The following is a 26,412-nucleotide window of genomic DNA, read 5'->3' as shown; positions in this document are numbered from 1 at the left end:
CGCCGATCGCCAGTCCGCAATCTCCTCGTGCAGGATCCCGACCAAGCGCACACCACCGGGTGACCGTCCGGCCCAAGACCGGGGATACGCCGATCAGCTCCAGGTCATGCCCGTCAACTCCAGGTGATCAGCTGCGCGCCTTCGCCCCGGTCAGCCGGGAGTAGACCCAGGCAAGCCCCAGCACGATCAGACCGTAGATGAACTGCCGCATCGCCTCGGAGGTGTCGAAGGTGAGCAGCAGCCGGTTCAGCACCGTCAGGATCAGCGCGCCCACCACCGTCCCGCCGAAGCCGCCGATGCCGCCCATCACCGAGGTCCCGCCGACGACTGCCGCCGCCACCGACGGCAGCAGGTAGATGTTGGCCATGTCCGGGCCCACCGAGCCGTTCATCCCGGCGATCAGCATGCCGCCGATCGCTGCCAGCACACCGGCGACCGCATAGGTGGCGATCAGCACCTGCCAGACCCGGATGCCCGCCAGCCGGCAGGCGATCGGGTTGTCGCCGACGGCGTAGAGGTTGCGTCCCAGCCCGGTGCGGGACAGCCCCCAGACCAGCAGCACCGACATCCCGATCAACAGGAAGGTGTTGGCCGGGATCGGGCCGACACTGCCGGTGCCCAGGGTCTTGATGATGTCGGGCAGGCCGCGCGAACCGTCCAGGAAGCCGGACGCACCCGCGCCGACGGTGATCACACCCAGCAGCACCGACTGCATGCCGAGGGTCATGATCATGGCCGAGACCTTGAACACCCCCACCCCGATACCGTTGACCGCGCCGATCCCGGCGCCGACCAGCAGGCCTGCCAGCAGCGCCCACACCACGCCGCCGCCCATCTGGTCGACCACGATGTAGGCGGCGAAGGTGGCGATCATCGACACCGACATGTCGATGCCACCGGTCAGCATGCAGATCGTCTGCGCCCCAGCGAACATGGCCAGCGGACAGGCCAGCAGCAGGATGCCGCGGGCTCCCTGGATGGTCAGCAGTGAGTGGTCGAACATCGCCGCCACCAGGTAGAAGATCACGAACACGCCGAGCAGCACCATGACCGGACGTTCGGCCATCGCGGTGGCGAACGGGCGCTGGCGGCCGGGGCCCTTCAGATCGAAGGTGGTGGTCATGTCGCTCGCCTCCGCATCTGCAGCATGCCGCCGATCATGACAACGATGATGATGATCACGCCGCGGACCACCTCGGCGTAGTTCGGGTCGAGCCCGATGCCCATCAGGATCGCCGGGATCAGGCCCAGCACCATGGCCGCGATCACCGGCCCGAACAGCCCGCCGGTACCGCCGGAGAGCGAGATGCCGCCCAGCACCGCCGCGGCCACCGAGCTCATCAGCACCGACAGCCCGATGCTCGCCCGGGGCTCGCCGCCACCGGTGTAGGCGGTGGTCACCAGCCCGGCCAGCCCGGCGAACACCCCGGACAGCAGGTAGACCTTCACCCGGGTGCTGGCGACGTCCACCCCGGCCAGGAAGGCGGTCTGCTTGCTGGACCCCATGGCGTACATCGCCAGCCCGGAGCGGGAGCGGGAGAACGGGTACCAGATCGCGGCCAGGACGACCACCATCACGATGATCGAGGGCAGCGGGTCGGAGAACCCGCCGACCAGCATGTTCTTGAAGGTGGGATCGGCGCCGCCGCCGGGGCCACGGATCACCAGCCAGGCTGCACCGGTGAAGGTGAACGACAGCGCCAGGGTAACCACGATGTCGGGCACATGGGAGACGTTGATGATCCAGCCCATCAACCCGCTCAGCGCCGCCGAGACCACCAGGCAGCCGACCGCGATCAGCAGGCAGGTGACGAAGCCCTGGCCTTCCATGTACTTGGCGGCGATGCAGTTGACCAGGACGAGCAGCGAGCCGACTGCCATGTTGATCCCGCCGGAGATCACCACCACGCCCTGCGCCATCGCCAGCAGGGCGACCGCCAGCGCTCCGGCGGTGATCGTCCGGATCTCGAAGCCGGCGAACATCGGCACCTGGCTGGCCCGCCAGACCACCATCGCGGCGAAGATCGCGACGATGACCACCTTCCAGGCGTGGCGCTGCCGGAGCCGCTCGAACTGCGGGGTCTTCCCGGGTAGCGAGGTGGTCGCGGTGGGGGCGGTCACGAGTCGCTCCTTCCGTTGGCGCTGACGGTGCCGTGCATGGCGTTGAGCAGGGCCTCCTCGCCCACGTCCACAGCGAGCTCGGCGACCACCCGCCCCTGGTAGACCACGATCACCCGGTCGCAGACCAGCTCGACCTCACGCAGTTCGGAGGTGAACATCACCACCGTGTTGCCGTCGTCGGCGAGCTGCCGGACCAGGTCGTAGATCTGGTGCTTGGTTCCGATGTCGATCCCCCGGGTGGGGTCGAACAGCAGCAGCGTGGAGAAGCCCGCCGCCAGCCACTTGGCAACGGTCAGCTTCTGCTGGTTGCCGCCCGACAGGCTGCGGGCCTGAGGGGCCCGGGTGTCGATCGACAGCCGCTCGATCGCCGACTGCACCAGCGTGTTCTCCTTCGCCCGGGAGAACGGCCCCCACCTGCTCAGCCGCCGGTGCAGCGGGTGCGCGATGTTCTCCCGGATCGAGCGCTGCGGCAGCAGCGCCAGCATCCGGTCGGCGGGGACGAGCACCACGCCACGCCGGATCGCGTCCGCCGGGTGGCGGGCAGTGAGCGGCGTACCGGCCACGACCAGGCTGCCCGAGTCGGGACGGCGTTCACCGGACAGTACGTCGAACAACAGGTCCTGGCCCTGGCCCTCCAGCGCCACCAGCCCGAGCACCTCGCCGGGGTAGGCCGCGAAGGAGATATCGGCCAACTGGCGGCCGACCGCCAGCGAGCGGGTCTCGATGCCGGGACGGGCGTCGCCGCGCTCACGGGCTGCACGGCGTCCCTCGTCCCTCACGATCGCGGCGGTCTCGCCGAGCATGGCCCGCACGATCCGGTCCTGCCCGCCCTCGCGGGGGACGAACTGGTCGACGGCGCGGCCGTCCCGCAGCACCGTGCACATGTCGCAGTGCTCGATCACCTCCTCCAGCCGGTGGGAGATGAACAGCACCGAGCCGCCGGCGGCCTTCTGCCGGGCGATCACGGCGAAGACCTTCTCGGCCAGGTCGGGTGGAAGAGCGGCGGTGATCTCGTCCAGGACCAGCAGCTTGGGCGCATACGACAGCGCGCGGGCCAGGTCGAGCATCCGCAGGAAGGGCAGCGGGATGTCCTTGACGTACTCGTCCAGGTCGAGCCCGCCGAGGTCGAGCAGGTCGAGCTGTTCCTGGACGCCGGCGACGCTCGTCCCGGTCAGCGTGAAGTTCTGCTTCAGCGTGAGGTCGGGTACCAGGGCCGGGTCCTGGAAGACCGGCGCCAACCCGACCGCGTACGCCGCCACCGGTGAGGACGGGGCGCTGGCCTGACCGGCGACCCGGATCTCGCCGGCGTCGCGACCGATGACACCGGTGAGGATCTTCACCAGCGTCGACTTGCCGGCGCCGTTGGCCCCGAGCAGGGCGTGGCACTCCCGGGGCAGTACCGTGAGGTCGGCCGACCGCAGCGCCACGACGCTGCCGTAGGTCTTCGCCACCTCACGGACGCTCAGCAGCGGCTCGGTCTGTGCCGCGACGATGTGCTCCATTGCCTGACCCGGATTCTCTCGGTGAGAGGCGGCGCGCCCGGTCGCCCGAGCACGCCGCCTGTGCAGTGTCCGACGTTCGCTGCCTGGTGGCCAGAAGCTGCGACTACTCGCCGGGGCCCTTGCACGCCCAGAGCTGGTCCGGGGTGTAGGTGGTGTACGGCGGGACGTCGATCGCCACCGAGGTGGTGCCGTCCAGGTCGGGCTTGTAGTACTTCTCGAGTTCGGCCTTGTTCTTCTCCAGGTCCCAGACCTGTGGGGTGAGCATGGTCAGCTTGTCCGGCTTCTCCCCGTTGGCGACCTGCAGCGCGACGGTCATGCCGACGCCACCGATGACGGCCGGGTTGGTGACCAGCGCGCCGGGCTTGCCCTCGATCAACTGGTGCAGGAACTCGTTGGAGTCCTGGCCGGTGACCGGGACGAGCTTCTTGCCGGTGCCCTCGATCGCGTTCACCACGGTGAAGTCGGCGCCGGTGGTCCAGACGGCGTCGTAATCGGTGGCGGAGAACTCCTGGGTCGCGATCTCGCCGCCCTTGGTGTAGTCCCAGCCCGTCCAGACCGTCTTGTACGTGATATCGGGGTACTTGGTCATCACCGAGGTGAAGCCCTTGTCACGGTCGGTGTCGGCGGCGACACCCTCGATGCCGCGCATGTAGAGCACCTTGCCCTTGCCGCCGATCTGGTCGGCGATCCACTGTGCACCAAGCTCACCCCACGTGGTCTGGTCATTGGTGACCACATAGGCGCTCTCGGCGGTCACACTGGAGTCCACCGCCACCACGATGATGCCGCGGTCGGTGGCCTCCTTGATGACATCGTTCAGCTTCTCGGGGTCGGACGGGTTCACGATGATCACGTTCACGCCCTGCGAGATCAGGTTCTGCAGGTCCTGGATCTGCTCGGTCGGGCCACCGTTCTTCGACACCACGATCACCTTGGAGACCTGTCCGGAGGCCAGTGCCTGGGCCTTCACCGAGCAGATCATGGTCTCGCGCCAGCCATTGCCCGCCAGGGTGTTCGAGACCCCGACGACGAGGTTCTCCGGTTTCTGGGTGGAACTTCCACCCGGATCCGCGGAGGTGCCCGACGTCGGATCGCCGGCACACGCCGCCAGCCCCATCACACCTGCGAGTGCTGCGGCTCCCACCATGAGCCTCGCGCTACGCCTCATTGCGTTCTCTCCTTTGTTGCGGAGTCACGGGGGGCCGCACAGCCCCACCCGTTGACCCAATTGTTCCATGACGACTATTCAACTCTGCGTAGTCGTCTATACGGGTTATTGTTCGTTGTCCACTCACGTGCTGTCAACGACGGTTACGCAACTGTGATGGTGAGGGGGCCTCGGACGGGGGTCGCTGTCCAGCCCGGGCGCACCGCGCGATCGACCGGGACGGGGCGGCGATCAGTAACTGTCAGCGGGTCCGCCTAGGGTCAGCACCATGACGACCACCGCCATGCAGCCGAGCTTCGACGAGCTCAGCCCCGCGCTGCCGGAGGTCACCTTCGTTGTGGTCGATCTGGAGACCACCGGGAGCACCGGGGAGGACACGATCACCGAGTTCGGTGCGGTGAAGGTGCGCGGCGGCGAGGTGCTGGCCGAGTTCCAGACCCTGGTCAACCCGAACGGGCACATCCCGGCTCTGATCTCGGTCCTGACCGGGATCACCGACACGATGGTCGCCGACGCCCCGAAGCTCGCCGAGGTGCTGCCCAGCTGGCTGGAGTTCGCCGGCGACGCCGTCCTGGTGGCGCACAATGCGGGCTTCGACATCGGCTTCCTGAAACGGGCCTGTGCCGCCCACGGCTATCCCTGGCCGGGCAACCAGGTGGTCGACACCGTCGCCCTGGCGCGCAGCGTGCTGCTGCGCGACGAGGTGCCGAATGTGAAGCTCGGCACCCTGGCCCGGCTGGTCCGCTCCAGCCACGAGGCGAATCACCGGGCGCTCTGTGACGCCAGGGTGACCGTCGACGTGCTGCACTACTTGCTGGAGCGGGTGGGCAACCTCGGGGTCGGCACCCTGGCCGACCTGGCCGACTGCACCCACCGGGTGTCGCCTGAGCGCCGTGCGAAACGCCGGCTGGCCGAGGGGCTGCCGTCCGCCCCGGGCATCTACCAGTTCGTCGCCGATCTGCCGGATTCCACCGGCACACCACGACGCCAGGTGCTCTACGTCGGCAAGAGCCGCAGTCTGCGGCAGCGGGTGCGCAGCTACTTCACCGCCGCCGAGACCCGTCCCCGGATCGACGAGATGGTCCGGATCGCCACCGGCGTCGAGACCACCGTCTGCCGCACCGAACTCGAGGCGGAGGTACTGGAGTTGCGGCTGATCGCCGCCCACGCGCCACGCTACAACCGGCGCTCGAAGTTCCCCGAGCGCCAGCACTGGGTGAAGGTCACCGAGGAGCCCTTCCCCCGGTTGTCGATTGTCAGGGCGGTCGGCAGCGACCGGGCCACCTACTTCGGGCCGTTCAGTCGCCGGTCCGCCGCCGAACAGATCGTCGCCGCACTGCACGACGCCTACCCGATCCGGCAGTGCACCGCCCGGCTGTCAGCCAGAGCGCCCTCCCCGGCCTGCGCGCTGGCCGAACTGGGGCGCTGCTGCGCCCCCTGCCAGTTCAGCGTCGGCCGGGACGAGTACGCCGCGCTGGTCGAACACGTGCGCGAGGCGCTCACCAGCGACGTCCGTCCGGTGCTGGAGGCCATCCGGCCGCGGCTGCGCAGTCTGGTCGCGCAGCAGCGGTTCGAGGAGGCGGGACAGCTCGCCGCCCGGCTCCAGACCTACCTGGCGGCCGCCCGCAGACATCACCGGCTGGCCAGCCTGGCGGGCTGCCGGCAGCTGGTAGCCGCACGCCGGATCGACAGCTCCGGATCATCGCCGGCCTGGGAGGTACACGTCGTCCGGTACGGACGGCTGGCAGCCGCCGCCCTCGCGCATCCCGGTGAGTCACCGCAGGCGGTCGCCCGGGCCGCGGTGCTGGCCGCCGAGACCGTGCTGCCCGCCCCGGCCCCGGCACCGGCGGCCACCATCGAGGAGACCGAGCGGATTGCCGCCTGGCTGGAACTGCCCGGCGTCCGGCTGATCGAGGTGGACGGCGACTGGAGCTGGCCGCTGCACGCGTCCATCCCCGAGGACCGGCTGCCGAGCTATGCGCTGGGCGACCTCGACCAGGCGGCCGCCGACGTGAGGACCTACTAGCGGCGTCTCCCTGTCCCTGGCAGCCATCCCGCCCAGAAACCGCCACTCCCACCGGCTGTTTCCCTGTCGCACCCTTACGATGCAGTCATGATCACCGCGATTGTGTTCGTCAACGCCGAGACTGCCCGCATCCCCGAAGTGGCCCAGCAGATCGCCGACCTCCCGGGAGTATCCGAGGTCTACTCGGTCACCGGCACCGTCGACCTGATCGCGCTGGTGCGGGTGCGCTCGATCGACGAGGTGGCCACGGTGGTGAGCGACCGGCTCAACAAGGTGCCCGGCGTGATCGAGACCGAGACCCACGTCGCCTTCCGGGCCTACTCGACCCACGATCTGGAGGCGGCGTTCTCGCTCGGCGCCGACTGAACCCGAGCCAGCGATGGTCGCCAGGTGGGCTTCACCCCCGACGCGTGCGCGTCGCTGACGCCGCACGGTGTGACCCAGGGCCCGTCCTCGGGTCGCTGGCCACACCGTGCCGGAGAACGGTCAATCCGTGACGGTCACCGCGTTGATCACCACCTGCTCCAGCGGACGGTCACGGCGGTCGGTCGGGGTAGTGGCGATCGCGTCGACCACCTTCTTCGAGGCCTCGTCGGCCACCTCGCCGAAGATGGTGTGCTTGCGGTTCAGGTGTGGGGTGGGGACGACGGTGATGAAGAACTGCGAGCCGTTGGTGCCCCGTCCCAGTTGGATGCCCGCGTTCGCCATCGCCAGCAGGTAGGGCCGGTTGAACACCAGGTCGGGATGGATCTCGTCGTCGAACTGGTAGCCAGGGCCGCCCGTGCCCACCCCGAGCGGGTCCCCGCCCTGGATCATGAACCCGTCGATCACCCGGTGGAAGATCACCCCGTCGTAGAAGTTGCCGGTCTTCTCCTCACCGGTCTGGACGTCGCGGTACGGCTTGGTGCCGGTCGCCAGCCCGACGAAGTTCGCCACGGTCGCGGGTGCGTGGTCGGGAAACAGCGTGATCACGATGTCGCCACGGTTGGTGTGCAGGGTTGCGGTTTGAGCCACGGGGGCGTCCTTTCGTTCCGAGTCCCTCCCATCCTGACAGATTCACTGTCCCGGTCTCCATCGGCCGAGTACGGTGGGAACACCAGCGAGTACATCCGTCGTGGAATCGGAAACCGGAGGAAGTATGGCCCGCAAGAAGCTGATCAACACCGTCGAGGAGTCCACCGCGGTAGCAGCCCGCAAGGCGTCCGAGGCGTTCATCGAGGCCGCCGAGAAGCTCGCCCCACTGATCGATCAGGCCGGCGACTACCTCGGCCCGCTCACCGATCAGGCCCGCAAGGTGTCCAGCCAGGTCGCCTCCGACGCCTACGGCAAGGTACGGCCGGCGCTGCGGGACGCCAGTATCCGCAGCGCGCGGTTCGCCTCCGACGCGTACAACCGGGTGCAGCCCGCGATCGACACCGCCCTGCATGCGGTGCCGCCGGCCGTCGACACGGCCGTGGGAGCGGTCCGTCCCGCGATCGACGACGTACTTGAGCGCATCCCGCCGATCGTGGAGGAGGCTCGCGGCAAGGTGCAGGACGATGTGCTGCCGAAGGTCGCCTCCGCCCTGAAGGAGGTGGCCAGCCAGCCACTCGCCGCCGAGGCTGCCGCCCAACTGGCACTGGCCACCGCCGCGATGTCGAAGGAGCTGGGCAAAGCCAGCAAGCCGAAGCGCAGCTGGCCCGGCGTCCTGGGCCGGGTCGTGCTGGCCGGCGCCCTGCTGGCGGGTGTGGTGACCGTCGTCCGCAAGCTGCTGGCCCCGCCCAGCACGGGCTGGCATGCCCACTCCCCCTCGGACGCCTACGTGGCCGACCCGGTGGCGGACGTGATCGACGACATCGAGGAGAACGCCGAGGAGTTGGCCGAGACCGTCCAGGAGAAGGCCGAGGAGGCAGCGGAGCAGGCCGCGGATCTCGCTGAAACGGCGCAGGACAAGGCAGCCGACGTCGCCGACAAGGCCAAAGACAAGGCGGCCGACGTCGCCGACAAGGTCGCCGACAAGGCAGGAGAGGTCGCTGACCAGGCCAAAGACACAGCAGAAGAGGTCCAGGACGTAGCAGGGGACATCGCCGACCAGGTGCAGAAGAAGGCGACGGAGGCTGCCGGCAAGGCAGCCGAGATCGTGGACGACGTCGCCGACAAGGCCAGGGATCTCACCGACGGGGATGATGCCTCCCCTTTAGCCGATAGCCCCTACGGAGCGGGCTCGTTCGTCGGCCCACAGGCTCCCGAGGGGTTCACGATCAAGGCCAACGGGCGCACCAAGAAGTTCCGGACGCCCGATAGCAGCGGCTACGAGCGCGCCAACGCCGATGTGTGGTTCGACACCGTCGAGCATGCCGAGGCGGCCGGCTTCACCCAGGCCCAACGCTGAGGTTCCCACCTGCTGACGGGCTCTGGTTCGACGGGACGGTTCCGTCGAACCAGAGCCCTTTCCTTCCTCCGCGGTGCCCGAAGGGCTGGCAACTCCACGGTGGCCCGAAGGGCTGACACGCCGAGGTGAGTCATCGGCTCGGTGGGCACGGTTCCGCCGAACCAGAACCTCCTTCCTCAGCTCACGGTGGCCCGCGGGCCGGCACACTGACCTGAGCAATCCGGGGCCGGCTGTCACAAACCGGCGGCCCCGATGGCTTTCTGGGGCATACGACGTCCCGGAGGAGCCATGACAGTCTTCAACCTCGACAACGACGCCTGGGTGCTCGCCGCCCCGTTCCGCGCCCACCTGCACCGGCTGCATGACCAGAGCGGACTGGCCTGGAGCGTACTGGCGCTCGCTGCCGGAGTCTCGCCGGCAGCGGTCCGGAGCCTGATAGCTGGACGCAGGGGTCGGCCGGTGCGGCGGATCGCCCGTCAGGTGGCCTGCCGCCTGATCAGCCTGGACGAGACCCGGCTCCGCAGCCTGGCGGGCAACCAGGTGGTGGCGGCGCCGACCGCGGAGCGGGTTCGCCAATTGCTTGCCCAGGGGTGGACGCCGGAGCTGCTCGCCCGCTGGTGCCACACCACGCCGTCTGTCCTGGGCGGGCTCGGCCGGGCGCTGTACTGCAGCGAACTGCTGGCACTGCGGGTCGAGGCAGCCCAACTGGCCCACGAACGTGCCGTGGTTGCCGCGGGCCGCTGCACCGGCCGCGCCGCCTGAGGTTACGCTTCGGCCATGGTGTGGGTGGCGCTGGGGCTGGCCGTGGTGCTCGCGCTCGCCATCGCGTCGGTCAGCGCCGCGATTTTGCGCGTCCTGCCGCCACCTCGCGACGAGCCTGCCGCCCGTCCCTACGCCGAGCTGATCTCGCCGCGACTGTTCCTCACGGTGCTGGTCGCCGCCCTGCTCGCGCTGGGCGGTTCGCTGGTTCTCGCCCCGGTGGTCACATGGCCGCCGTGGGTCGCCCTGGGCACCGTCGGTGTGCTGCTGGCGGTGGTGGACGCCCACACCGGCTTCCTGCCGTTGCGGCTTACCGGCGCGCTGGCGGCCCTGGTGGTCGTGGCCGCCGGAATCTCGGCCTGGCTCAAGGCCGACCCGGTGGTCCTGGTCGTGGCGCTGCTCTGCGGGGCGGGGGCGTGGACGCTCTTCCACCTGTTCTGGCTGATCGGCGGTGGGATCGGTTTCGGCGATGTCCGGCTGGCGGCGATCGTCGCCGCAGCGGCCGGCACCACCTCACTCGAGTTCGCCACCTGGTCGCTCGTGCTGGGTGGCCTGGCCGGGGTGGTGTGGGGCCTGGTCACCCGCATCCGCCGGGGCTCCGACGGTGCCTTCCCCTACGGCCCAGCGCTGGTGATCGGGCCCTACGCGGCGCTGATCCTGCAGCTGTTCCTCTGAGCGCCCCGCCGGCCGAGCCCGGCAAGGCTGCCGCACCGCAGACCAAGTGCTCGCCGGCCGAGCCCGGCAAGGCTGCCGCACCGCAGACCAAGTGCCCGCCAGCACAGGGCCACGCGCAGCGGCTGCTTCTAACCCGCCAGCGCTTGGCTGAGGGTCACCCACCTGTCGAGCAGGGCGGTAGCGGCTCCGGAGTCCAGCACCTCGGCGACCTTCGCCAGGTGGGGTTCCAACTGCGACGCCACCGAGGCGGCCGGGTCGACGCCGGCGAAGGCGAGCGAGGCAGCCGCAGCGTTCAGCAGCACGATGTCGCGGATCGGCCCGGTGGCTCCGGCGAACACCTCGCGCACGACTGCCGCGTTGTGCGCCGGGTCCCCGCCGACCAACTGCTCGGGACGGGAGCGCTCCAGCCCCAGGTCGAGCGGGTCGAGGGAGGTCTGGGTCACCTGCCGGCCGGCCACAACCCACAGTGTCGAGGCGGTGGTGGTCGTCAACTCGTCCAGGCCGTCCCCGCCGTGGAAGACGAACCCGCGGTGACCCCGAGCGGCGATCACCCCCGCCACCTTCGGGGCGAGCGCGATATTGGCCACCCCGACGGCCTGCGCGACCGGCCGGGCCGGGTTGGCCAGCGGGCCGAGGAAGTTGAAGGTGGTCTGTACGCCCAGCTCCTTGCGGGCGGTACCGGCGAACCGCAGGGACGGGTGGTAGAGCGGGGCGAACAGGAAGGCGATCCCGACCTCGCCGAGCACCACTGCCTGCTTGTCCGGCGGCACGTTCAGTGCCACGCCGAGCGCCTCCAGGCAGTCGGCGGTGCCACATGCCGAGGAGGCGGCGCGGTTGCCGTGCTTCACCACCGGCACACCGGCGGCGGCAGCCACCATGGCGGCCATGGTCGAGATGTTCACGGTGTTGGCCCGGTCACCGCCCGAGCCGACGACATCGACTGCCTCGACCGGCAACGAGATCGGCGTGGCGCGATCGAGCATGGCGCGGGCCAGGCCGCCGAGTTCCTCGGCAGTCTCGCCCTTGGCGCGTAGCGCCACGGCGAACCCGGCGATCTGCACCGGCGTGGACTCACCGGCCAGGATCTGGTTCATCGCCCAGGCGGCGGCATCGGCGGTCAGGTCACGGCCGGCGATCAGCCCGGTCAGCACCTCCGGCCAGCTGTGCACCGCACCGCCGGCCGTCACGGTGTTCGCGTCGGCCGCCCCGTCCGGCTCCTTGGCGTCCGTCCCGCTCACTACTCGGCCTTCACAGCCAGCCGAGCCCGCAACAGGTCGGTGGCGAGCGCCGGCAACCGCACCGGGTCGACCGGGTAGGAGCTGACCCCCTCGGCCCGCGACCAAGTGGCCAGCCAGGCGTCGGCCACCCGGGCCACCAGCAGCAGCACCGGCGGGCAGTCGGCGATCTCGTCCTTCAACTGGTGAGCCAGCCCGAAGCCGCCGGCCGGGACGGCCTCGCCGTCCAGGATGACCAGATCGATGCCGCCGGCGTCCATCACCTGCAGCACCACTGGCTGGGTGGCCACCTCGATCACCTCGATCTCGGGCAGGTCGTCGGCGAGCCTGCTGCCCAGGGTCAGCCGCACCTGTTCGCGCACCGTCCGGTCATCGGAGTACAGCAGGACTTTGGCTGTGGTCTGGTCGCTCATCGGTCTTCCTCGTCGTCGTCACCGAGGCCTTTCGGCACCAGGTCATCGTAACCGTTCCGGGAGGTTCGCAGCGGCCGCCCAGGCAGAGGGCTCCCGGCTGTGCGCTCGGCGCCATCGCCCCCAGCACAAACTGTGGAGCTTCGTCCGAGGACGGAACTCCACCCACAGCATGCGACCGAAGCCACCACGCTGCCCCCGCCCCCAGCACAAGCTGTGGCGCTTCCTCCGAGGACGGAACTTCACCCACAGCATGCCGACGACACACCGCTCGGGGCGGGGCGAAAATCCCCATGTGGTCATTATTGCCACGTCCCAATCGGCTTCCACCAGCGGAATGGTGATGACCAAAGGGGTCCCGACGGGCCATACTGGCCCAATGGCAACCACTCCTACCGCCGGCGCCTCGGCGCTGGCGCCCAGCGGCGCGGTCCAGCCCCTTGCTCCCTCGCGGCTCCACGGCGTGAAGGGACGTCCGGACGCCGTCGCGGTCGGCACCATCGTGTGGCTCGCGAGCGAACTGATGTTCTTCGCCGCACTGTTCGCTGCCTACTTCTCGCTGCGCGAGATCACCAACGCCGCAGCTGCGGAGTCGAACACCACGCCGATGTGGCAGTGGGGGGCATCCCACCTTGACAACGACTGGTTCGGGATGTCGTACCCGTGGTTCGCGACGATCAACACCCTGATCCTGGTGTTGAGTTCGGTCACCTGCCAGTTGGGCGTGCATGCCGCCGAGAACGGCATCGTGTCGCGCACCGGATCGCTGCTCAACCCCGCCCGGTGGGGGCTGCGCGAGTGGTACACCCTCACCTTCGTGATGGGCGCGATCTTCATCGGCGGTCAGGCCTACGAGTACACCAACCTGATCAGCGAGGGCTTCCTGCCGAGCACCAACGCCTACACCTCGGCATTCTTCCTGGCGACCGGTTTCCACGGCCTGCACGTGATCGGCGGCCTGGTGGCATTTCTGCTGATGCTCGGCCGGACCTTCCTTGCCCGCCGGTTCACGCACGAACAGGCGGTCCATGCCATCGTGACCTCGTACTACTGGCACTTCGTGGACGCGATCTGGGTCGTGCTGTTCGGAGTGCTCTACCTGCTGCGCTGAGGCGTCACAAGAAGTTGGAGGGGACAGTCCACATGCCCAGGACACCGATGAGACGCCACAAGGCGGCACGGCCGCTGCTGGTGGTGCTCGCTCTGCTCGCCGTCGGCGGGATCTACGCCGCGGTGGCGCCGTCGTCCGTCGCCGACGACACCACGCAGGCAGAGCAGGTGGCCGCCGGCAAGGCACTGTTCGCCGTCTCGTGCGCCTCCTGCCACGGCCTGAACGGGGAGGGGACGCCGTCCCAGGGCATCCCGGCACTGACCAATGTCGGCGCGGCTGCGGTCGACTTCCAGGTTCGTACCGGACGGATGCCGATGGGCAACCCCTATGCCCAGGCTCCGCGCAAGGAGAATGTCTTCACCGAGGAGGAGACCGCGGCCCTGGCCGCCTACGTCGCCAGCCTCGGCGACGGCCCGGCGATCCCCGACCAAGCCCAGTACGACCCGAGCGGGCTGAGCGCCGAGCAGCTCGCCACAGGCGGCGACCTGTTCCGCACCAACTGCTCGGCCTGCCACAACTTCCAGGGCTCCGGCGGTGCCCTGTCCAACGGCAAGGTGGCCCCGCCGCTGACGGGGGCGACACCGATCGAGATCTACGAGGCGATGCGAACCGGCCCCGGTGAAATGCCGGTCTTCGGCGCCGGGGCAATCCCCGACGAGGACGTCAGGGCCATGATCGGCTACCTGGACGCGCTGCACGCCCAGCCCTCCGGCGGCCTCACCCTGGGCGCCCTCGGGCCGGTGTCGGAAGGCTTCTGGGCCTGGGTGGCCGGCATCGGCAGCCTGGTGCTGTTCGCGATCTGGATCACGACGAAGGCGGCGCGCAAATGAGTCTTGACCTGCAGCACCCGATCCCCGACCCGGGGCTCGAAGAACACCAGGAGCGGTTCAGCGACACCGACGAGCGGGCCGGCCGCCGGGCGTACACCCAGGTGGTCGGCCTGCTGGCCGCCGTCCCGGTGCTCGCCATCGCGTTCGTGGTGATCTACTTCGCTGTCCCGTCCGACGCCACGATCGGCTTCTTCGGCAACACCCTCAAGGCCAGTTCCACCCTGCTCGGCGTGACTGCCGGCCTGGCGGTGCTGCTCATCGGGGTCGCGTTGATCCACTGGGCGCGCACCATCATGGGCGACCAGGAGGTCGTCGAGGAGCGGCATCCGGGCGGCTCGGCAGCCGAGGTCCGGCAGGAGGCGGCCGCGGCCTGGAAGCTCGGTGCCGAACAATCCGGACTGAGCCGCCGGGCGTTGATCGGCAGCGGCCTGGCCGGCGGGATCGGCATCCTGGTGGTGCCCGCCGTGGTGCTGCTGGCCGACATGGGGCCGTGGCCGACCCGGGACGTCCGCGCCCGGACCATCGAGAAGACGCTGTGGGCCGAGGGCATCCCGCTGGTCAACGACGTCAACAAGCTGCCGCTGAAGGCCGCCGACATCGAGGTGGGACAGCTGGTCAACGCCCAGCCGCTGAACCTGTGGGACCACCACGGCGCAGACTTCATCCGGGAGAAGGCGAAGTCGTCGATCATCGTCGTGCGGATGGATCCGGCCAGCATCCGGATCCCCGAGTCCCGCAAGGACTGGCAGGTGGACGGTGTCCTGGCCTACTCCAAGATCTGCACCCACGTCGGCTGCTCGATCACCCTGTGGGAGCAGCAGACCCATCACCTGCTGTGTCCCTGCCACCAGTCGACCTTCGACCTGGGCAACTCCGGCGTCGTGGTCTTCGGTCCGGCAGCGCGTTCACTGCCGCAACTGCCGATCACCACCGATGCCAACGGCTACCTGATCGCCCTGAGTGACTTCACGGTGCCGGTCGGCCCGAGCTACTTCGAGCGCGACTCGTCGGCGGACTTCAAGGACGGTGATCGCTGATGGCCAAACCAGCTTCGCTCGATCCCGAGGTGCCACAGGCACACCTTCCCGAGCCTGCCGAATCGACCTCGGCCGGCGGCAGGGCCGCGGCGGGTGCGGTGGCCTGGGCTGACGACCGCGCCCCGGTCTCCGGCTTCGCCCGCAAGGCGCTGCGCAAGGCCTTTCCCGACCACTGGTCGTTCCTGCTGGGCGAGATCGCGCTCTACTCGTTCATCATCCTGCTGCTCACCGGCGTCTTCCTGACCATCTGGTTCAAGCCGTCGATGGCCGAGGTCGACTACCAGGGCAGCTACGAGCTGATGCGCGGCATCCCGATGTCGGAGGCTTTCGCGTCCACCTTGTCGATCAGCTTCGACATCCGCGGCGGCCTGCTGATCCGGCAGATCCACCACTGGGCTGCGATGCTCTTCATGGCCTCGATGACCGCGCACATGCTGCGGGTGTTCTTCACCGGCGCCTTCCGCAAGCCGCGTGAGCTCAACTGGCTGATCGGCGTCGGGTTGTTCTCGATCGGCCTGATCGAGGGCTTCGCCGGCTACTCCCTGCCGGACGACCTGCTGTCCGGCACCGGCCTGCGGTTCGTGGACGGGCTGGTCCGCTCGATCCCGATCATCGGCACCTGGGCGGAATTCTTCGTCTTCGGGGGCGAGTTCCCCGGCGAGCTGATCATCCCGCGGCTGTACATGGTGCACATCCTGCTGGTGCCCGGCCTGCTGCTGGCCCTGGTCAGCGCCCACATGGCGCTGCTGGTCTACCACAAGCACACCCACTTCCCCGGTCCGGGGCGCACCAACAAGAACGTCGTCGGGCAGCCGCTGTTCCCGGTCTACGCGGCGAAGGCCGGCGGCTACTTCTTCATCGTCTTCGGCGTCACGATCCTGATGGGCGCGCTGATGCAGATCAACCCGGTGTGGTTGTACGGCCCGTACAACCCGGCCCAGGTGACCGCCGGCTCCCAGCCCGACTTCTACATGGGCTTCGTCGAAGGTGCGGTCCGCATCTTCCCGAACTGGGAGAGCCACTGGCTCGGCACAACCTGGTCGTGGAACATCTTCCTGCCCGGTGTCGGGCTGATGGGCCTGCTGTTCACCGGCCTGGCGCTCTATCCGTTCATCGAGGCGTGGATCACCGGCGACACCGCCGAGCACCACGTCCTCGACCGTCCCCGCAATGTCCCCAACCGGACCGGCGTGGGCGTGGCTGGGATGACCGCCTACGGCCTGCTCTGGCTGGCCGGCGGCAACGACATCCTCGCCACCCAGTTCGGGGTCTCGCTGAACGATGTGACGGTCTTCATGCGGGTGGCAGTCTTCGTGCTGCCGGTGATCGCCTTCATCATCACCAAGCGGATCTGCCTGTCGCTGCAGCGCCGGGACGCCGAGCGCGTCCTGCACGGCAGCGAGTCGGGGGTCATCGTCCGGCAGCCGGACGGCGGCTACGACGAGAGCCACGCCCCGATCAGCACGGCCGAGGCCTACACGCTCACCCAGCACGCCCAGCCGGAAGCGCTGGAGATCGCTCCCGCCGCGGACGCTCGCGGCGTGCGGTTCAAGCGCGGCAAGGGCAAGGTCAGCCCGCTGCGGGCCCGGCTCTCCCGCTGGTACGCGGGTGGCCGGATCGACAAGCCGACCGCGGAGGAGATCGCCGAGGCAGGGCATCACGGCGGCGAACTGGAGGCCGGAGACCAGGCCGAGCTGGAGGCTCCGTCCGGCGAGGACGAACTCACCGGCAAGCACTGAGCCACACCAGGTTGTGACTCACCTCAGGGATGGCTCCAGCGTGAGTCACAGCCAGAACCGCCGCCGGTTGGGGGACGGTTTCAGCGTGCGTCATGGGCACCGGCAACCATCCTGGCCCGCTTCCTGGTCCCAGGATGCAGCACGCCAGCAGTTCGGGCCTCAGGGCACTCCCGCTACCCTTGTGCGGTGCGCTTCCTGACACCCAAGCCCAGCTATGACCTGACCTACGACGACGTCTTCATGGCGCCGCGACGCTCCTCGGTCACCTCCCGGCTCGACGTCGACCTGACCTCCACCGACGGCCTGGCACTGCCGCTGCCGATCGTGGTGGCGAACATGACCGCCATCTCGGGACGCCGGATGGCCGAGACTGTCGCCCGCCGGGGAGCGATCGCGATCATCCCGCAGGACCTCCCGACCCCGATCGTGGCCAACACCATCGCCCGGGTGAAAGCCGCACACAGCGTCTTCGACTCTCCCGTCGTGGTGAAGCCCGGCGACCCGATCGGCGATGCGCTCGGGCTGCTGCCCAAGCGCGCTCACGGCCTGGTGGTCGCGGTGGAGGACGGCAAGCCGGTCGGCATCATGTCGGCGGCAGACGCCGAAGGGTTGGACCGGTTCGCCCAGGTGCACGAGGCGATGAGCACCGAACTCACCCTGGTCGCCCCCGACACCCGCCCCACCGAGGTCTTCGACCTGCTCACCGCGCGCCGCCACAAGGTGGCGCTGGCAGTGGACGACGACGGCCTGCTGGTCGGCGTGATGACCGTCAAGGGCGCCCTGCGCGCGGCGCTCTACACCCCGTCCCTGGACAGCGAGGGCAGACTGCGGATCGGTGCTGCCGTGGGCATCTCCGGGGACGTCGAGGCGCGGGCGGCCGGGCTGCTGGCCGCCGGCGCCGATGTGCTGGTGATGGACACCGCCCACGGCCACCAGGAACGGATGATCGACGCCGTCGGCCGCTGCCGGGCGGTCATGACGTCCGAGGGCTACGACGTCCCGATCGTCGCCGGCAATGTGGTCACCCCCGACGGCACCTCCGACCTGATCGAGGCCGGTGCCGACGTGATCAAGGTCGGTGTCGGACCGGGCGCGATGTGCACCACCCGGATGCAGACCGGTGTCGGACGGCCGCAGTTCTCCGCAGTGCTGGAGTGCGCCGAGGAGGCCCGCCAGGCCGGCAAGGCGGTCTGGGCGGACGGCGGCGTCCGGCACCCGCGCGACGTGGCTCTCGCGCTGGCCGCGGGCGCCGGAGCGGTGATGATCGGTTCCTGGTTCGCGGGTACCCACGAGTCCACCGGTGCGCTGATGTTCGACTCCCAGGGCCGGGCGTACAAGGAGTCCTTCGGGATGGCCTCGGCGCGCGCCGTCCGGGCCCGGACGCGCACCCAGTCGGCCTTCGACCGGGCGCGGGCGGCGCTGTTCGAGGAGGGCATCTCGAGCTCGAAGATGTACCTCGACCCGGCGCGTCCCGGCGTCGAGGACCTACTCGACTTCATCACCTCCGGGGTGCGCAGCTCGTTCACCTACGCCGGCGCCCGCACCCTGACCGAGTTCGCCAACCTGGCGATCGTGGGCGTGCAGTCCCGCTCCGGCTACGACGAGGGCCGCCCGCTGCCCACCAGCTGGTAGGTCAACGCCCCCTGACTTTCGGGACGGACCACTCCGTCCAACGGGCCCAACTCCGCGATCGTTGGTTTCCAGCGGACGCTGTGCGATGCTGGCCTGCGACAGGGTGGGTCGATGGCGCCGCCTCGCCGCGGTGCAGGAGATGGCTGACAATGAAGCGCTGGCGTGGCATCGTGGGCGGGGCACTGACCGCCGCGCTGCTTTCTGCGAACCTCTATCCGGCTCAAGCCGCGGGCGTCCTGGACGGGTTCCCCGACGCCGCCCTGAGATCCTGTGTGAGCAGGATTCTGGCACTTCCGGGGAGCCCTGGTCCCGCCAAGGTGGACACCGTCTGGTGCGACGCCAAGGACGGAGTTGTCCGCGACCTGACCGGCCTGGACGCGCTGACCGACCTCAAGAACATCCTGCTGCTGGACAGCGACGTGAAGAAGCTCGACGTGCTCGAAAAGCTGCCCGGGCTGAACCGGATCGGGGTGCAGTCCTCCGGCTCGCTCGACCTCAGCCCGCTGGCACACCTGCCACACCTGTTCTGGTTGCAGCTGTACGAACCTTCCCGCACCGATATCGACTTCGTCCGCTCCCTGCCGGCGATCAGCACCTTGAAACTGCGCGTCGCGCCGACGGCTGACCTCACCCCCGTGCTGGACATGCCCAAGCTGACGACGCTCTCGCTGTCGGTCGGACCTGATGCCGATGTCAGCGTCCTCGCGGAGCTTCCGGAGACGCTCTCGCTCTCGCTGGTCGCTACCGGCACGACCTTCCCCACCGCACCCCGGACCAAACATCTTGAACATTTCAGTGCCAGCGGTGCCGAACTGAGGTCCCTGGACGGGTTGGAAGCAATTACCGCCACCGACGGGGGCATCGCAGGGGGCACGCTCACCGACATCTCAGCGATCAGCTCCATGGGCTTCTCAAGCCTCTATCTCTCGCTGCCGATCGGCGCTGACCTCACCGCTGTGGCGTCGCTGACCAGTCTGCGCACCCTCATTCTCGGCCAGCAGCGCCCGGCCAGCCTGGCGCCGGTGTGCCGGGCGCCTCAGTTGGCGAAGCTCACTCTCAGCTTTGCCGGCCAGAAAGACCTGGCAGAGCTGGCAGGCTGCACCACGCTGACCGAGCTGGAACTGAGAGCCAACGACATCACCGACCTCGCGCCCCTCGGCAAGCTGACCGCGCTACGCTCGCTCGACCTGAGCGGCAACAAGATCGCGGATGTCTCGCCCCTGCGCACCCTCACCAACCTGCAGCAGCTGGATCTGAGCAACAACCAACTCACCAAGGTCCCGGCTCTGCGCACCCTCACCAGCCTGGAGAAGGTCAACCTCGACTTCAACGAGGTCACCGACCTCTCCCCGCTCGCCGGCCTGAGTACCCTGACCTCGCTGTCCGCCACCTGGAACCCGGTCACCACCCTTGGCCCGTCGGGTTCGCTGAAGAACCTGGAGTTGCTCGACGTCACAGCTCGTGGTCAGGTAAGCACCTTGGATGCCCTTCGCGGCACAACCCGGCTCACCCGGTTGAAACTGGCCGGCAACCTGGTGCGTGACCTGTCACCACTCTCCGAGGTGCCCGACGAGGCGGAACTGGATGTGCGTGGCAACCAGATCGCGGACTTCTCGCCGCTCGCTGGCTGGACGGGAACCCTCCTCGCCACCGACCAACTCGTCGTGCTCCCCGATGCCAAGCAGGCCGTTCCGTACCCGGCGCGGCTGCTGGACCACCACGGCAAGCCACTCACCCTCGCGCCGCACTCGTCCGTCGACTATGCAGCGGGCACGCTCACCTACGATTCGCCGGGCTTCCATCAGAACAGCTTCTGGAGCGGCAAGACCGCGGTCAACAGCCCGATCTCGGTGACTCTCCAGCAGTCGGTGACCGAGGGCGAACCCTTCAAGGTCACCGCCAAGCCGACCATCCCCTGGGCCAACCCACGGATCGGCAAGCCGATCACCTTCGTCAAGGCACCGAAGTGGTCGCCGACCCCGAGTTCGATCACCTACCGCTGGTTCCGCGACGCCTCGCCGATCAGCGGCGCCAACGCTGTCAGCTACACCCCGATCGCCGCTGACGCCGGCTCCTCCCTGTGGGTGCAGGTGACGGCGCACCGCAAGGGCTATGCCGACTCCGTCGTCGACTCCAACTACACCGACAATGTCCCGTATCGCACGCTCAAGAAGACACCAACCCCGAAGCTGACCTACCAGGGCAAGCTCAAGGCCGGCAGCATCCTGACCGCGAAGCCGGGAACCTGGGACGCCGGAGTCACGCTGACCTACCGGTGGCAGCGGGACAGGAAGAACATCCCTGGGGCTACGGCCACGACCTATCGGGTCACCGCAGCGGACGCCGGACACAAGCTGCGGGTCCGGGTACGTGGGAGCAAGACCGGCTACCAGAGTACGTCGGGGGACTTGATTGTGAGCAAGTACTCGGCCACAGTCACGCCGGCCAAGGCGAAATTCGCCGCGTCCGCGAAACCAACGATCATCGGCAGCCGCGCGGTCGGCCAGAAACTCACCGCAACAGTCGACTGGACCCCGGAAGCGAAGCTGACGTACCAGTGGTACCGCAACGGGAAGAAGATCAAGGGCGCCACCAAGGCCAGCTACACCCTCAAAGCCAGCGATCTGAACGACCGGTTCAGCGTCCGCGTCACAGCCAGCACGTCGGGTTACACCACTGTGGCGAAGACCTCGGCGAAGACCGGCAAGATCGCAAGGGGCAGGATCATTCCGGCCACGGTGTCGATCGGCGGCACGCCGGCGGTGGGCCAGACGCTGAGCGGCCACCACGGGGTGTGGCAGCCAAACCGGATCACGTTCACCTACCAGTGGTACCGGGACGGCAAGGCGATCGAGAAGGCCACCTCCAAGACCTACCAGGTGCCGACGGCCGAGGCCGGGCACACCCTGACCGTCCGAATCACTGGCGCCCGGAAGGGCTATACAACCGTTCGACGGACCACGCCGGGCGTGGTGATCGGGCGGTAGCGCGCGCCACCCCGCGAACTGGGCGGTGGGTGCTCGGTCCAGCAGCGTGCGGGATCGTCCGCGGCGATGGCATGCGACGTGCCGACCAGGTGGCTGCTCCCGGCGCAGGGGACGTCGCTCGGATGCCGAACGGTCCCGTCAGCTGACCGCGGCCGTCGCCGACGTGGAACTCAGTGCTGGTAGTCACCCTTGTAGTACTCGTAGCACCAGCCGGAGACCGCCCAGATGCCGACGGCCGCGCCCAGTAGACAGAGCCACCAACCGAAGACCGGGCCGAGCGCGATGATCGTCACCACCAGGGCGCACCAGAACGGCCACAGGCTCTTCGGCGGGAAGAACCCCAACTCGCCGACGCCCTCGATGATCTCGGCGTCCTTGCGATCCTCGGCGCGCAGGTCCATCTTGCGGGCCTGGATCACCAGGTAGACGGTCAGCATGCCGGCGAAGGCCAGCCCCAGCAGCAGGACGACCGTCCCGATGATCTCGTGCGACATCAGCCAGTAGGTCGGTGCCACCACCAGCAGAAAGAGGCCGATGACGCCGAAGATGCGAGCTTCGATCCTCACTGCTCAACCTCCGCCTTCGTGGCTGCCGTGGGGGCGAGGTAGGCCCTCCCCGGGTGGTCCGGGTCGTCGGCGTCGGGATGGTTGAGGTCGAAGGCTGGCGACTCCGAACGGATCCGCGGCAGTTCAGTGAAGTTGAACCGCGGCGGCGGGCACGAGGTCGCCCACTCCAGGGAGCGTCCCCAGCCCCAGGGATCGTTGACCTCGACCTTGGGGGCGTTGCGGCTGGTCCACACGTTCCACAGGAACGGCAGCATCGAGATACCCAGCAGGAAGGCCCCGACCGTGGAGACCTGGTTGAGGAAGGTCCAGCCGTCGGACTCGCGGTAGTCGGCGATCCGCCGCGGCATGCCCTCCACCCCCAGCCAGTGCTGCACCAGGAAAGTGAGGTGGAAGCCGACGAAGGTCAGCCAGAAGTGCAGCTTGCCAACGCGGTCGTTCAGCATCCGTCCGGTGAGTTTGGGCCACCAGTAGTAGAAGCCGGCGAACATCGCGAACACCACGGTGCCGAACAGGACGTAGTGGAAGTGTGCCACCACGAAGTAGGAGTCGGTGACCTGGAAGTCGAGCGGTGGCGAAGCCAGGATCACTCCGGTGAGCCCGCCGAACAGGAAGGTGGTCAGGAAGCCGATCGCCCAGACCAGGGGAGCGTCGAAGCTGATCGAGCCGCCCCACATGGTGCCGATCCAGTTGAAGAACTTCACTCCGGTTGGCACCGCGATCATGTAACTCATGAAGCTGAAGAACGGCAGATTGACCACACCGGTGGCGAACATGTGGTGTGCCCACACCGACATCGACAGCAAACCGATCGCGAGGGTCGCCACGACCAGGCCGACATAGCCGAACACCGGTTTGCGGCTGAATACTGGCAGCACTTCGGTGATGATTCCGAAGAACGGCAGCGCGATGATGTACACCTCGGGATGGCCGAAGAACCAGAACAGGTGTTGCCACAGGATCGCACCACCGGTGGCGGGATCCAGGATGTGCGTCCCCAGCGAGCGTTGGGCTTCGAGGACGAGCAGGCCTGCCGCCAGCACCGGGAAGGCGAGCAGGATCATGATCGAGGTGACCAGGATGTTCCAGGTGAAGATCGGCCTCCGGAACATCGTCATGCCGGGTGCCCGCATGGTCAGGATCGTGGTGATGAAGTTCACCGCGCCCAGGATGGTGGACACGCCCATCACGTAGAGGCCCATCGCCCACAGGTCTCCGCCGAGACCGGGAGTGTTGATCGCGTCCGAGAGCGGCGCATAGCCGAACCAGCCGAAGCTGGCCGCCCCATCCCTGGTGAGGAAGCCCGAGCAGGCGGTGAGCGAGCCGAACAGGTACAGCCAGTAGCTGAAGGCGTTCAACCGCGGGAAGGCGACATCGGGGGCACCGATCTGCAGTGGCATGATCGCATTGGCAAAACCGGCGAACATCGGGGTGGCGAACATCAGCAGCATGATCGTGCCGTGCATGGTGAACAGCTGGTTGTAGGTCTGGTAGTCGATCAACTGCATCCCGGGGAAGGCCAGTTCTGCCCGCATCAGCAGCGCCAGAACGCCGCCGAAGGCGAAGAAGCCCAGCGCGGTGACCATGTACAGCTTGCCGATCACCTTGTGATCGGTGGTGGTGAGCAGGGTCATCGCCCGTGTTCCCCAGCGGCGGCGTTCCGCCATCGGGAGCGACCGGTCGACAGCCACGCGTGCGGTACTCATGATGTCTCCTCCTGCCTTAGTGGCCCCGCTCGCCCGGGGCGGGTTTCGGTGGGAAAATGCCGCCAGGCCGCTGGCTGCCGCCTCGACGGCGAACTCGGCGCAACGAGGAGACCCGGATGCCATCGCACGATGCTGACCATCAGCGAAACACCGACGTGGCCTGGCGCAGGGCGGTACTGGCGGCGATCCAGGACGGTGTCATGGTCCTGAACGAAGACGGCTTGGTGCTGGAGTTGAACCAGGCGTTCACCGACCTGTTCGGCTACAGCCTGGACGAGGGCCCGTTTGTCCCGCCGTACCCCTGGTGGCCCAGCGACGAGGAGGATCCGGAAGCGCGTGCTGCCGCACGGCACGCCGTGGAGCAGTCCCGACGGGGTATCGAGATCGCGGGGGAGTACCGGCTCTACAGCCGGGATCGTCAACCGGTCTGGGTGTGGTCGGCGAGTGGCCGGATCGACCGCCAGGACAGCGGGTTGTCCACAGCGGTGCGGACCTTCCGTCCTATCGGTCGGGAAAAGGCAGCGCAGCAGCGGCGGTCGGCGGCCGCCGAGGTGAGCGCGGACTTTGGCTCCGCGAACGACCTCGAGACCGTCCTGGCGGTGGCCGAGCACGGCTTCAGCCTGCTGTTCGACGGCGACGCGACCGTGCGGCTCGAGGTGGTGGGCAGGCAGATGATCTTCGCCGGTGGCGGATCCGTGCCGGTGGAAGGTCTCGAGGCGTCGGTGCGTGAGGGATTGGACAGCTCGCCCGGTGCGGACGTGGTCAGCCTGCGTCCGGGCATCCTGCTCGCGCCGCACAGCACCGGCGCCGAATGCCGGGCCTGGGTGCAGTTCGATCGGCCACGCCGGATTGGACCCGACGAACTGATCGTTGCCGACCTGCTGGCGCAGGCCTTCGCGCTGGCGGTGGACCGGATCCTGACTGCCGAGTACGCCGCCGACCGTGAGGCCGACCTGGAACGGGCGGTGGACAGCCACCGGTTGATCGGTCAGGCGGTCGGTATCCTGATCGGCCGGTACCGGCTCACGCCGGGGCAGGCCTTCGGGCGGTTGAAGGCCGCCAGCCAGAACCGCAACCTGAAACTGCGGGAGGTAGCACACCGGGTGATCGCAGCCAGCCTGGAGGCGGACGAACTCTGAGATCGAGGGTACGGTTCCGTGTGCCATGGCGCGCTCCATTCCGTAGACGGATCGGAATCGGCACCTGGTTGAACCGCTCTGAGACCATCAGGGTGACACCGGATCGACGCGGGTTCAATACGCATTTGAGAGGTGTCCACGGCGATCGCTGCGACATTCCGGCGCGCAACGCGGACAGCGTGTCGTGCGGGCGCGCGGTGGCCGGCGTCCCGGCCGCGGTGATCCGAGGATGATGGCGACTGAGCCCAGCGCATTGGGGCAGGCCAGAACCATCCACCGCCGGGTGGTGCACACCACTCAAGCGGCAGGTGCCGCCTGAGGCTCCGAGGGGTTGGGCCGGAAGTCGAGCCAGCGAGTGTGGAGGGGTTCTCCAGTGGGGCCACGCCAACCCGGTGGGGGAGTTGGGGGCGGAGGCGGCGGTTGTGCCCGGGCCGGAGTGAGAGCCTGGCCGTACTGGCTACGGAAGACCAGGCCGTCGACCCGCTCGGGGTCGCCCTCGATGGTGAAGCCACCCCTGTGGTGCTCGGCGTGGTGGTAGTTGCACAGGCTCACCAAATTGGACGGGTCGGTCGCCCCACCGTCACGCCAGTGGCGCAGGTGGTGGTCCTCCAGGAAGCCGGTGGTGTGGCAACCGGGGTAGCGGCAGCCCTTGTCGCGGTCCTCGATCAGGACGCGCACGCGGTCGGGAATGATCCGCTGGCTGCGACCGACGGCCACTGTGTGACCATTGGTGTGCCAGACCGGCACGACCGTGCCGTCACAGGTGTACTGCTCGGCCAGATGAGACGGGAGCGCGCCCTTCTTGTGCAGCCACGCCCGGGCATCGGTGTCCAGGTGCACCAGTACGCGATACCGCGCGCGCCGTGACGGTGTACCGATGGCTGCCAGCGAGCGGGAGGCGACCTCGACCAGCCCGTCGGCGAGGGTGGCGTCTTGCGAGCCTGCGGTGAACAGTGCATCCTTCGCCTCGCGAATCGCCTGCTCAAGCAGTTCGCCCGCCACCAGATCGCCGGTGGTGAATTTCAGCGTGAACCGGCCGCCGTAGCTGCTCAGGTGCAGGGAAGCGGGCTCGTCGGGGTCGACGGCGGGAGTGGGCCGCCGGTCTTCGGGGAACCAGTTGATCAGCCCGCGGCGCAGCTGGGTGACGGTGGCCTGCTCGGCGAACCGGGTGACGTCGGCCGAGTGTGAGGCCGGAGCGTGATCGGCGAGGACTGCCGCCTGGTCGAGGGTGAGCCGCCCCTGGTGGAGTAGCGCCAACGCCTCGGGAAGTTCGTCGGCCCGGCGGGCGAGTTTCACGATCTTGCGGACGGTGCCGCGATCCAGCCCGGTCTTGACCTCGAGGAAGTGTTCCACCGACCGAATCCCCGCGCCGGCCCAGGCCTCGTCGGCGATCACCCGTGC

The 26,412-nt window shown here is 68.6% G+C and carries 22 protein-coding genes; 12 read left to right on the top strand and 10 right to left on the bottom strand.

All coding sequences use genetic code 11. The annotated features are described in order from the left end of the window. Nucleotides 1-127: 127 nt before the first annotated feature. From VB080_RS14075 to VB080_RS14060, 4 genes are all read right to left on the bottom strand, one after another. Entirely contained in the window at nucleotides 128-1,123 is a 996-nt protein-coding gene (locus tag VB080_RS14075; protein ID WP_323419086.1) for an ABC transporter permease, read from the bottom strand. Then, nucleotides 1,120-2,121 (bottom strand): ABC transporter permease, encoded by a 1,002-nt coding sequence (locus VB080_RS14070; protein ID WP_323419085.1) that lies wholly within the window; start codon nucleotides 2,119-2,121, stop codon nucleotides 1,120-1,122. Before VB080_RS14070 ends, VB080_RS14075 begins: the two co-directional genes overlap by 4 nt. After that, nucleotides 2,118-3,623, bottom strand: coding sequence for a sugar ABC transporter ATP-binding protein (locus VB080_RS14065; protein WP_323419084.1), 1,506 nt, complete (start codon nucleotides 3,621-3,623; stop codon nucleotides 2,118-2,120). Before VB080_RS14065 ends, VB080_RS14070 begins: the two co-directional genes overlap by 4 nt. A 103-nt stretch (nucleotides 3,624-3,726) precedes the next feature. Further along, complete coding sequence (locus VB080_RS14060) at nucleotides 3,727-4,791, bottom strand: substrate-binding domain-containing protein (RefSeq protein WP_323419083.1); 1,065 nt, start codon at nucleotides 4,789-4,791, stop codon at nucleotides 3,727-3,729. Between the two features lie 268 nt (nucleotides 4,792-5,059). Here VB080_RS14060 and VB080_RS14055 point away from each other — a divergent pair, with 268 nt between their 5' ends. Next, nucleotides 5,060-6,817, top strand: coding sequence for a DEDD exonuclease domain-containing protein (locus VB080_RS14055; protein WP_323419082.1), 1,758 nt, complete (start codon nucleotides 5,060-5,062; stop codon nucleotides 6,815-6,817). Nucleotides 6,818-6,904: 87 nt separating this feature from the next. After that, the gene (locus VB080_RS14050; RefSeq protein WP_323419081.1) at nucleotides 6,905-7,183 is read left to right on the top strand and encodes an Lrp/AsnC ligand binding domain-containing protein; all 279 of its coding nucleotides are present in this window, start codon (nucleotides 6,905-6,907) and stop codon (nucleotides 7,181-7,183) included. Between the two features lie 120 nt (nucleotides 7,184-7,303). Here VB080_RS14050 and VB080_RS14045 read toward each other — a convergent pair whose 3' ends face one another. Then, on the bottom strand, nucleotides 7,304-7,831 hold the full coding sequence (locus VB080_RS14045) for a peptidylprolyl isomerase (protein WP_323419080.1): 528 nt from the start codon (nucleotides 7,829-7,831) through the stop codon (nucleotides 7,304-7,306). A gap of 124 nt (nucleotides 7,832-7,955) precedes the next feature. Here VB080_RS14045 and VB080_RS14040 point away from each other — a divergent pair, with 124 nt between their 5' ends. The 3 genes from VB080_RS14040 to VB080_RS14030 all read left to right on the top strand — a co-directional run bounded on the left by VB080_RS14040 (nucleotide 7,956) and on the right by VB080_RS14030 (nucleotide 10,622). Beyond that, complete coding sequence (locus VB080_RS14040; RefSeq protein ID WP_323419079.1) at nucleotides 7,956-9,188, top strand: hypothetical protein; 1,233 nt, start codon at nucleotides 7,956-7,958, stop codon at nucleotides 9,186-9,188. Nucleotides 9,189-9,476: 288 nt separating this feature from the next. Then, complete coding sequence (locus tag VB080_RS14035) at nucleotides 9,477-9,950, top strand: hypothetical protein (protein WP_323419078.1); 474 nt, start codon at nucleotides 9,477-9,479, stop codon at nucleotides 9,948-9,950. Between the two features lie 15 nt (nucleotides 9,951-9,965). After that, entirely contained in the window at nucleotides 9,966-10,622 is a 657-nt protein-coding gene (locus tag VB080_RS14030) for a prepilin peptidase (protein WP_323419077.1), read from the top strand. Nucleotides 10,623-10,750: 128 nt separating this feature from the next. Here the strand turns inward: VB080_RS14030 and trpD are convergent, their stop codons facing one another. Beyond that, nucleotides 10,751-11,791 (bottom strand): anthranilate phosphoribosyltransferase, encoded by a 1,041-nt coding sequence (trpD, locus tag VB080_RS14025; protein ID WP_323419087.1) that lies wholly within the window; start codon nucleotides 11,789-11,791, stop codon nucleotides 10,751-10,753. Between the two features lie 68 nt (nucleotides 11,792-11,859). Continuing rightward, nucleotides 11,860-12,270, bottom strand: coding sequence for a response regulator (locus VB080_RS14020; protein WP_323419076.1), 411 nt, complete (start codon nucleotides 12,268-12,270; stop codon nucleotides 11,860-11,862). A gap of 520 nt (nucleotides 12,271-12,790) precedes the next feature. On the opposite strand from VB080_RS14020, the gene VB080_RS14015 reads away from it, so the two are divergent. From VB080_RS14015 to VB080_RS13990, 6 genes are all read left to right on the top strand, one after another. Next, nucleotides 12,791-13,378, top strand: coding sequence for a cytochrome c oxidase subunit 3 (locus VB080_RS14015; protein WP_416339645.1), 588 nt, complete (start codon nucleotides 12,791-12,793; stop codon nucleotides 13,376-13,378). 47 nt (nucleotides 13,379-13,425) lie between these two features. After that, a complete protein-coding gene (locus VB080_RS14010; protein WP_323419074.1) occupies nucleotides 13,426-14,208 on the top strand; it encodes a c-type cytochrome in 783 nt (260 codons plus the stop codon). After that, nucleotides 14,205-15,245 carry a ubiquinol-cytochrome c reductase iron-sulfur subunit gene (locus VB080_RS14005; protein ID WP_323419073.1) on the top strand — a complete coding sequence of 347 codons (1,041 nt, stop codon included), beginning with the start codon at nucleotides 14,205-14,207 and terminating at the stop codon, nucleotides 15,243-15,245. Before VB080_RS14010 ends, VB080_RS14005 begins: the two co-directional genes overlap by 4 nt. Further along, nucleotides 15,245-16,984, top strand: coding sequence for a ubiquinol-cytochrome c reductase cytochrome b subunit (locus VB080_RS14000; protein WP_323419072.1), 1,740 nt, complete (start codon nucleotides 15,245-15,247; stop codon nucleotides 16,982-16,984). The genes VB080_RS14005 and VB080_RS14000 overlap by 1 nt, the downstream gene beginning before the upstream one ends. 186 nt (nucleotides 16,985-17,170) lie before the next feature. Next, nucleotides 17,171-18,616, top strand: a complete 1,446-nt coding sequence (locus VB080_RS13995) for a GuaB1 family IMP dehydrogenase-related protein (RefSeq protein WP_323419071.1) — start codon at nucleotides 17,171-17,173, stop codon at nucleotides 18,614-18,616. Nucleotides 18,617-18,765: 149 nt separating this feature from the next. Beyond that, a complete protein-coding gene (locus VB080_RS13990) occupies nucleotides 18,766-21,603 on the top strand; it encodes a leucine-rich repeat domain-containing protein (RefSeq protein WP_323419070.1) in 2,838 nt (945 codons plus the stop codon). Between the two features lie 170 nt (nucleotides 21,604-21,773). On the opposite strand, the gene VB080_RS13985 is transcribed toward VB080_RS13990, so the two are convergent. Further along, nucleotides 21,774-22,169, bottom strand: a complete 396-nt coding sequence (locus VB080_RS13985; RefSeq protein WP_323419069.1) for a cytochrome c oxidase subunit 4 — start codon at nucleotides 22,167-22,169, stop codon at nucleotides 21,774-21,776. Continuing rightward, a complete protein-coding gene (ctaD, locus tag VB080_RS13980) occupies nucleotides 22,166-23,833 on the bottom strand; it encodes a cytochrome c oxidase subunit I (protein WP_416339644.1) in 1,668 nt (555 codons plus the stop codon). The genes VB080_RS13985 and ctaD overlap by 4 nt, the downstream gene beginning before the upstream one ends. A gap of 155 nt (nucleotides 23,834-23,988) precedes the next feature. On the opposite strand from ctaD, the gene VB080_RS13975 reads away from it, so the two are divergent. After that, complete coding sequence (locus VB080_RS13975; RefSeq protein ID WP_323419067.1) at nucleotides 23,989-25,011, top strand: ANTAR domain-containing protein; 1,023 nt, start codon at nucleotides 23,989-23,991, stop codon at nucleotides 25,009-25,011. Nucleotides 25,012-25,308: 297 nt separating this feature from the next. Here VB080_RS13975 and VB080_RS13970 read toward each other — a convergent pair. Beyond that, a partial coding sequence (locus tag VB080_RS13970; RefSeq protein WP_323419066.1) for an HNH endonuclease signature motif containing protein occupies nucleotides 25,309-26,412 on the bottom strand: 1,104 nt, incomplete at its 5' end.

Source organism: Propionicimonas sp., from assembly GCF_034927565.1.
Classification (GTDB): Bacteria; Actinomycetota; Actinomycetes; order Propionibacteriales; family Propionibacteriaceae; genus Propionicimonas.
This window is presented reverse-complemented; position numbering and strand designations above follow the sequence as displayed.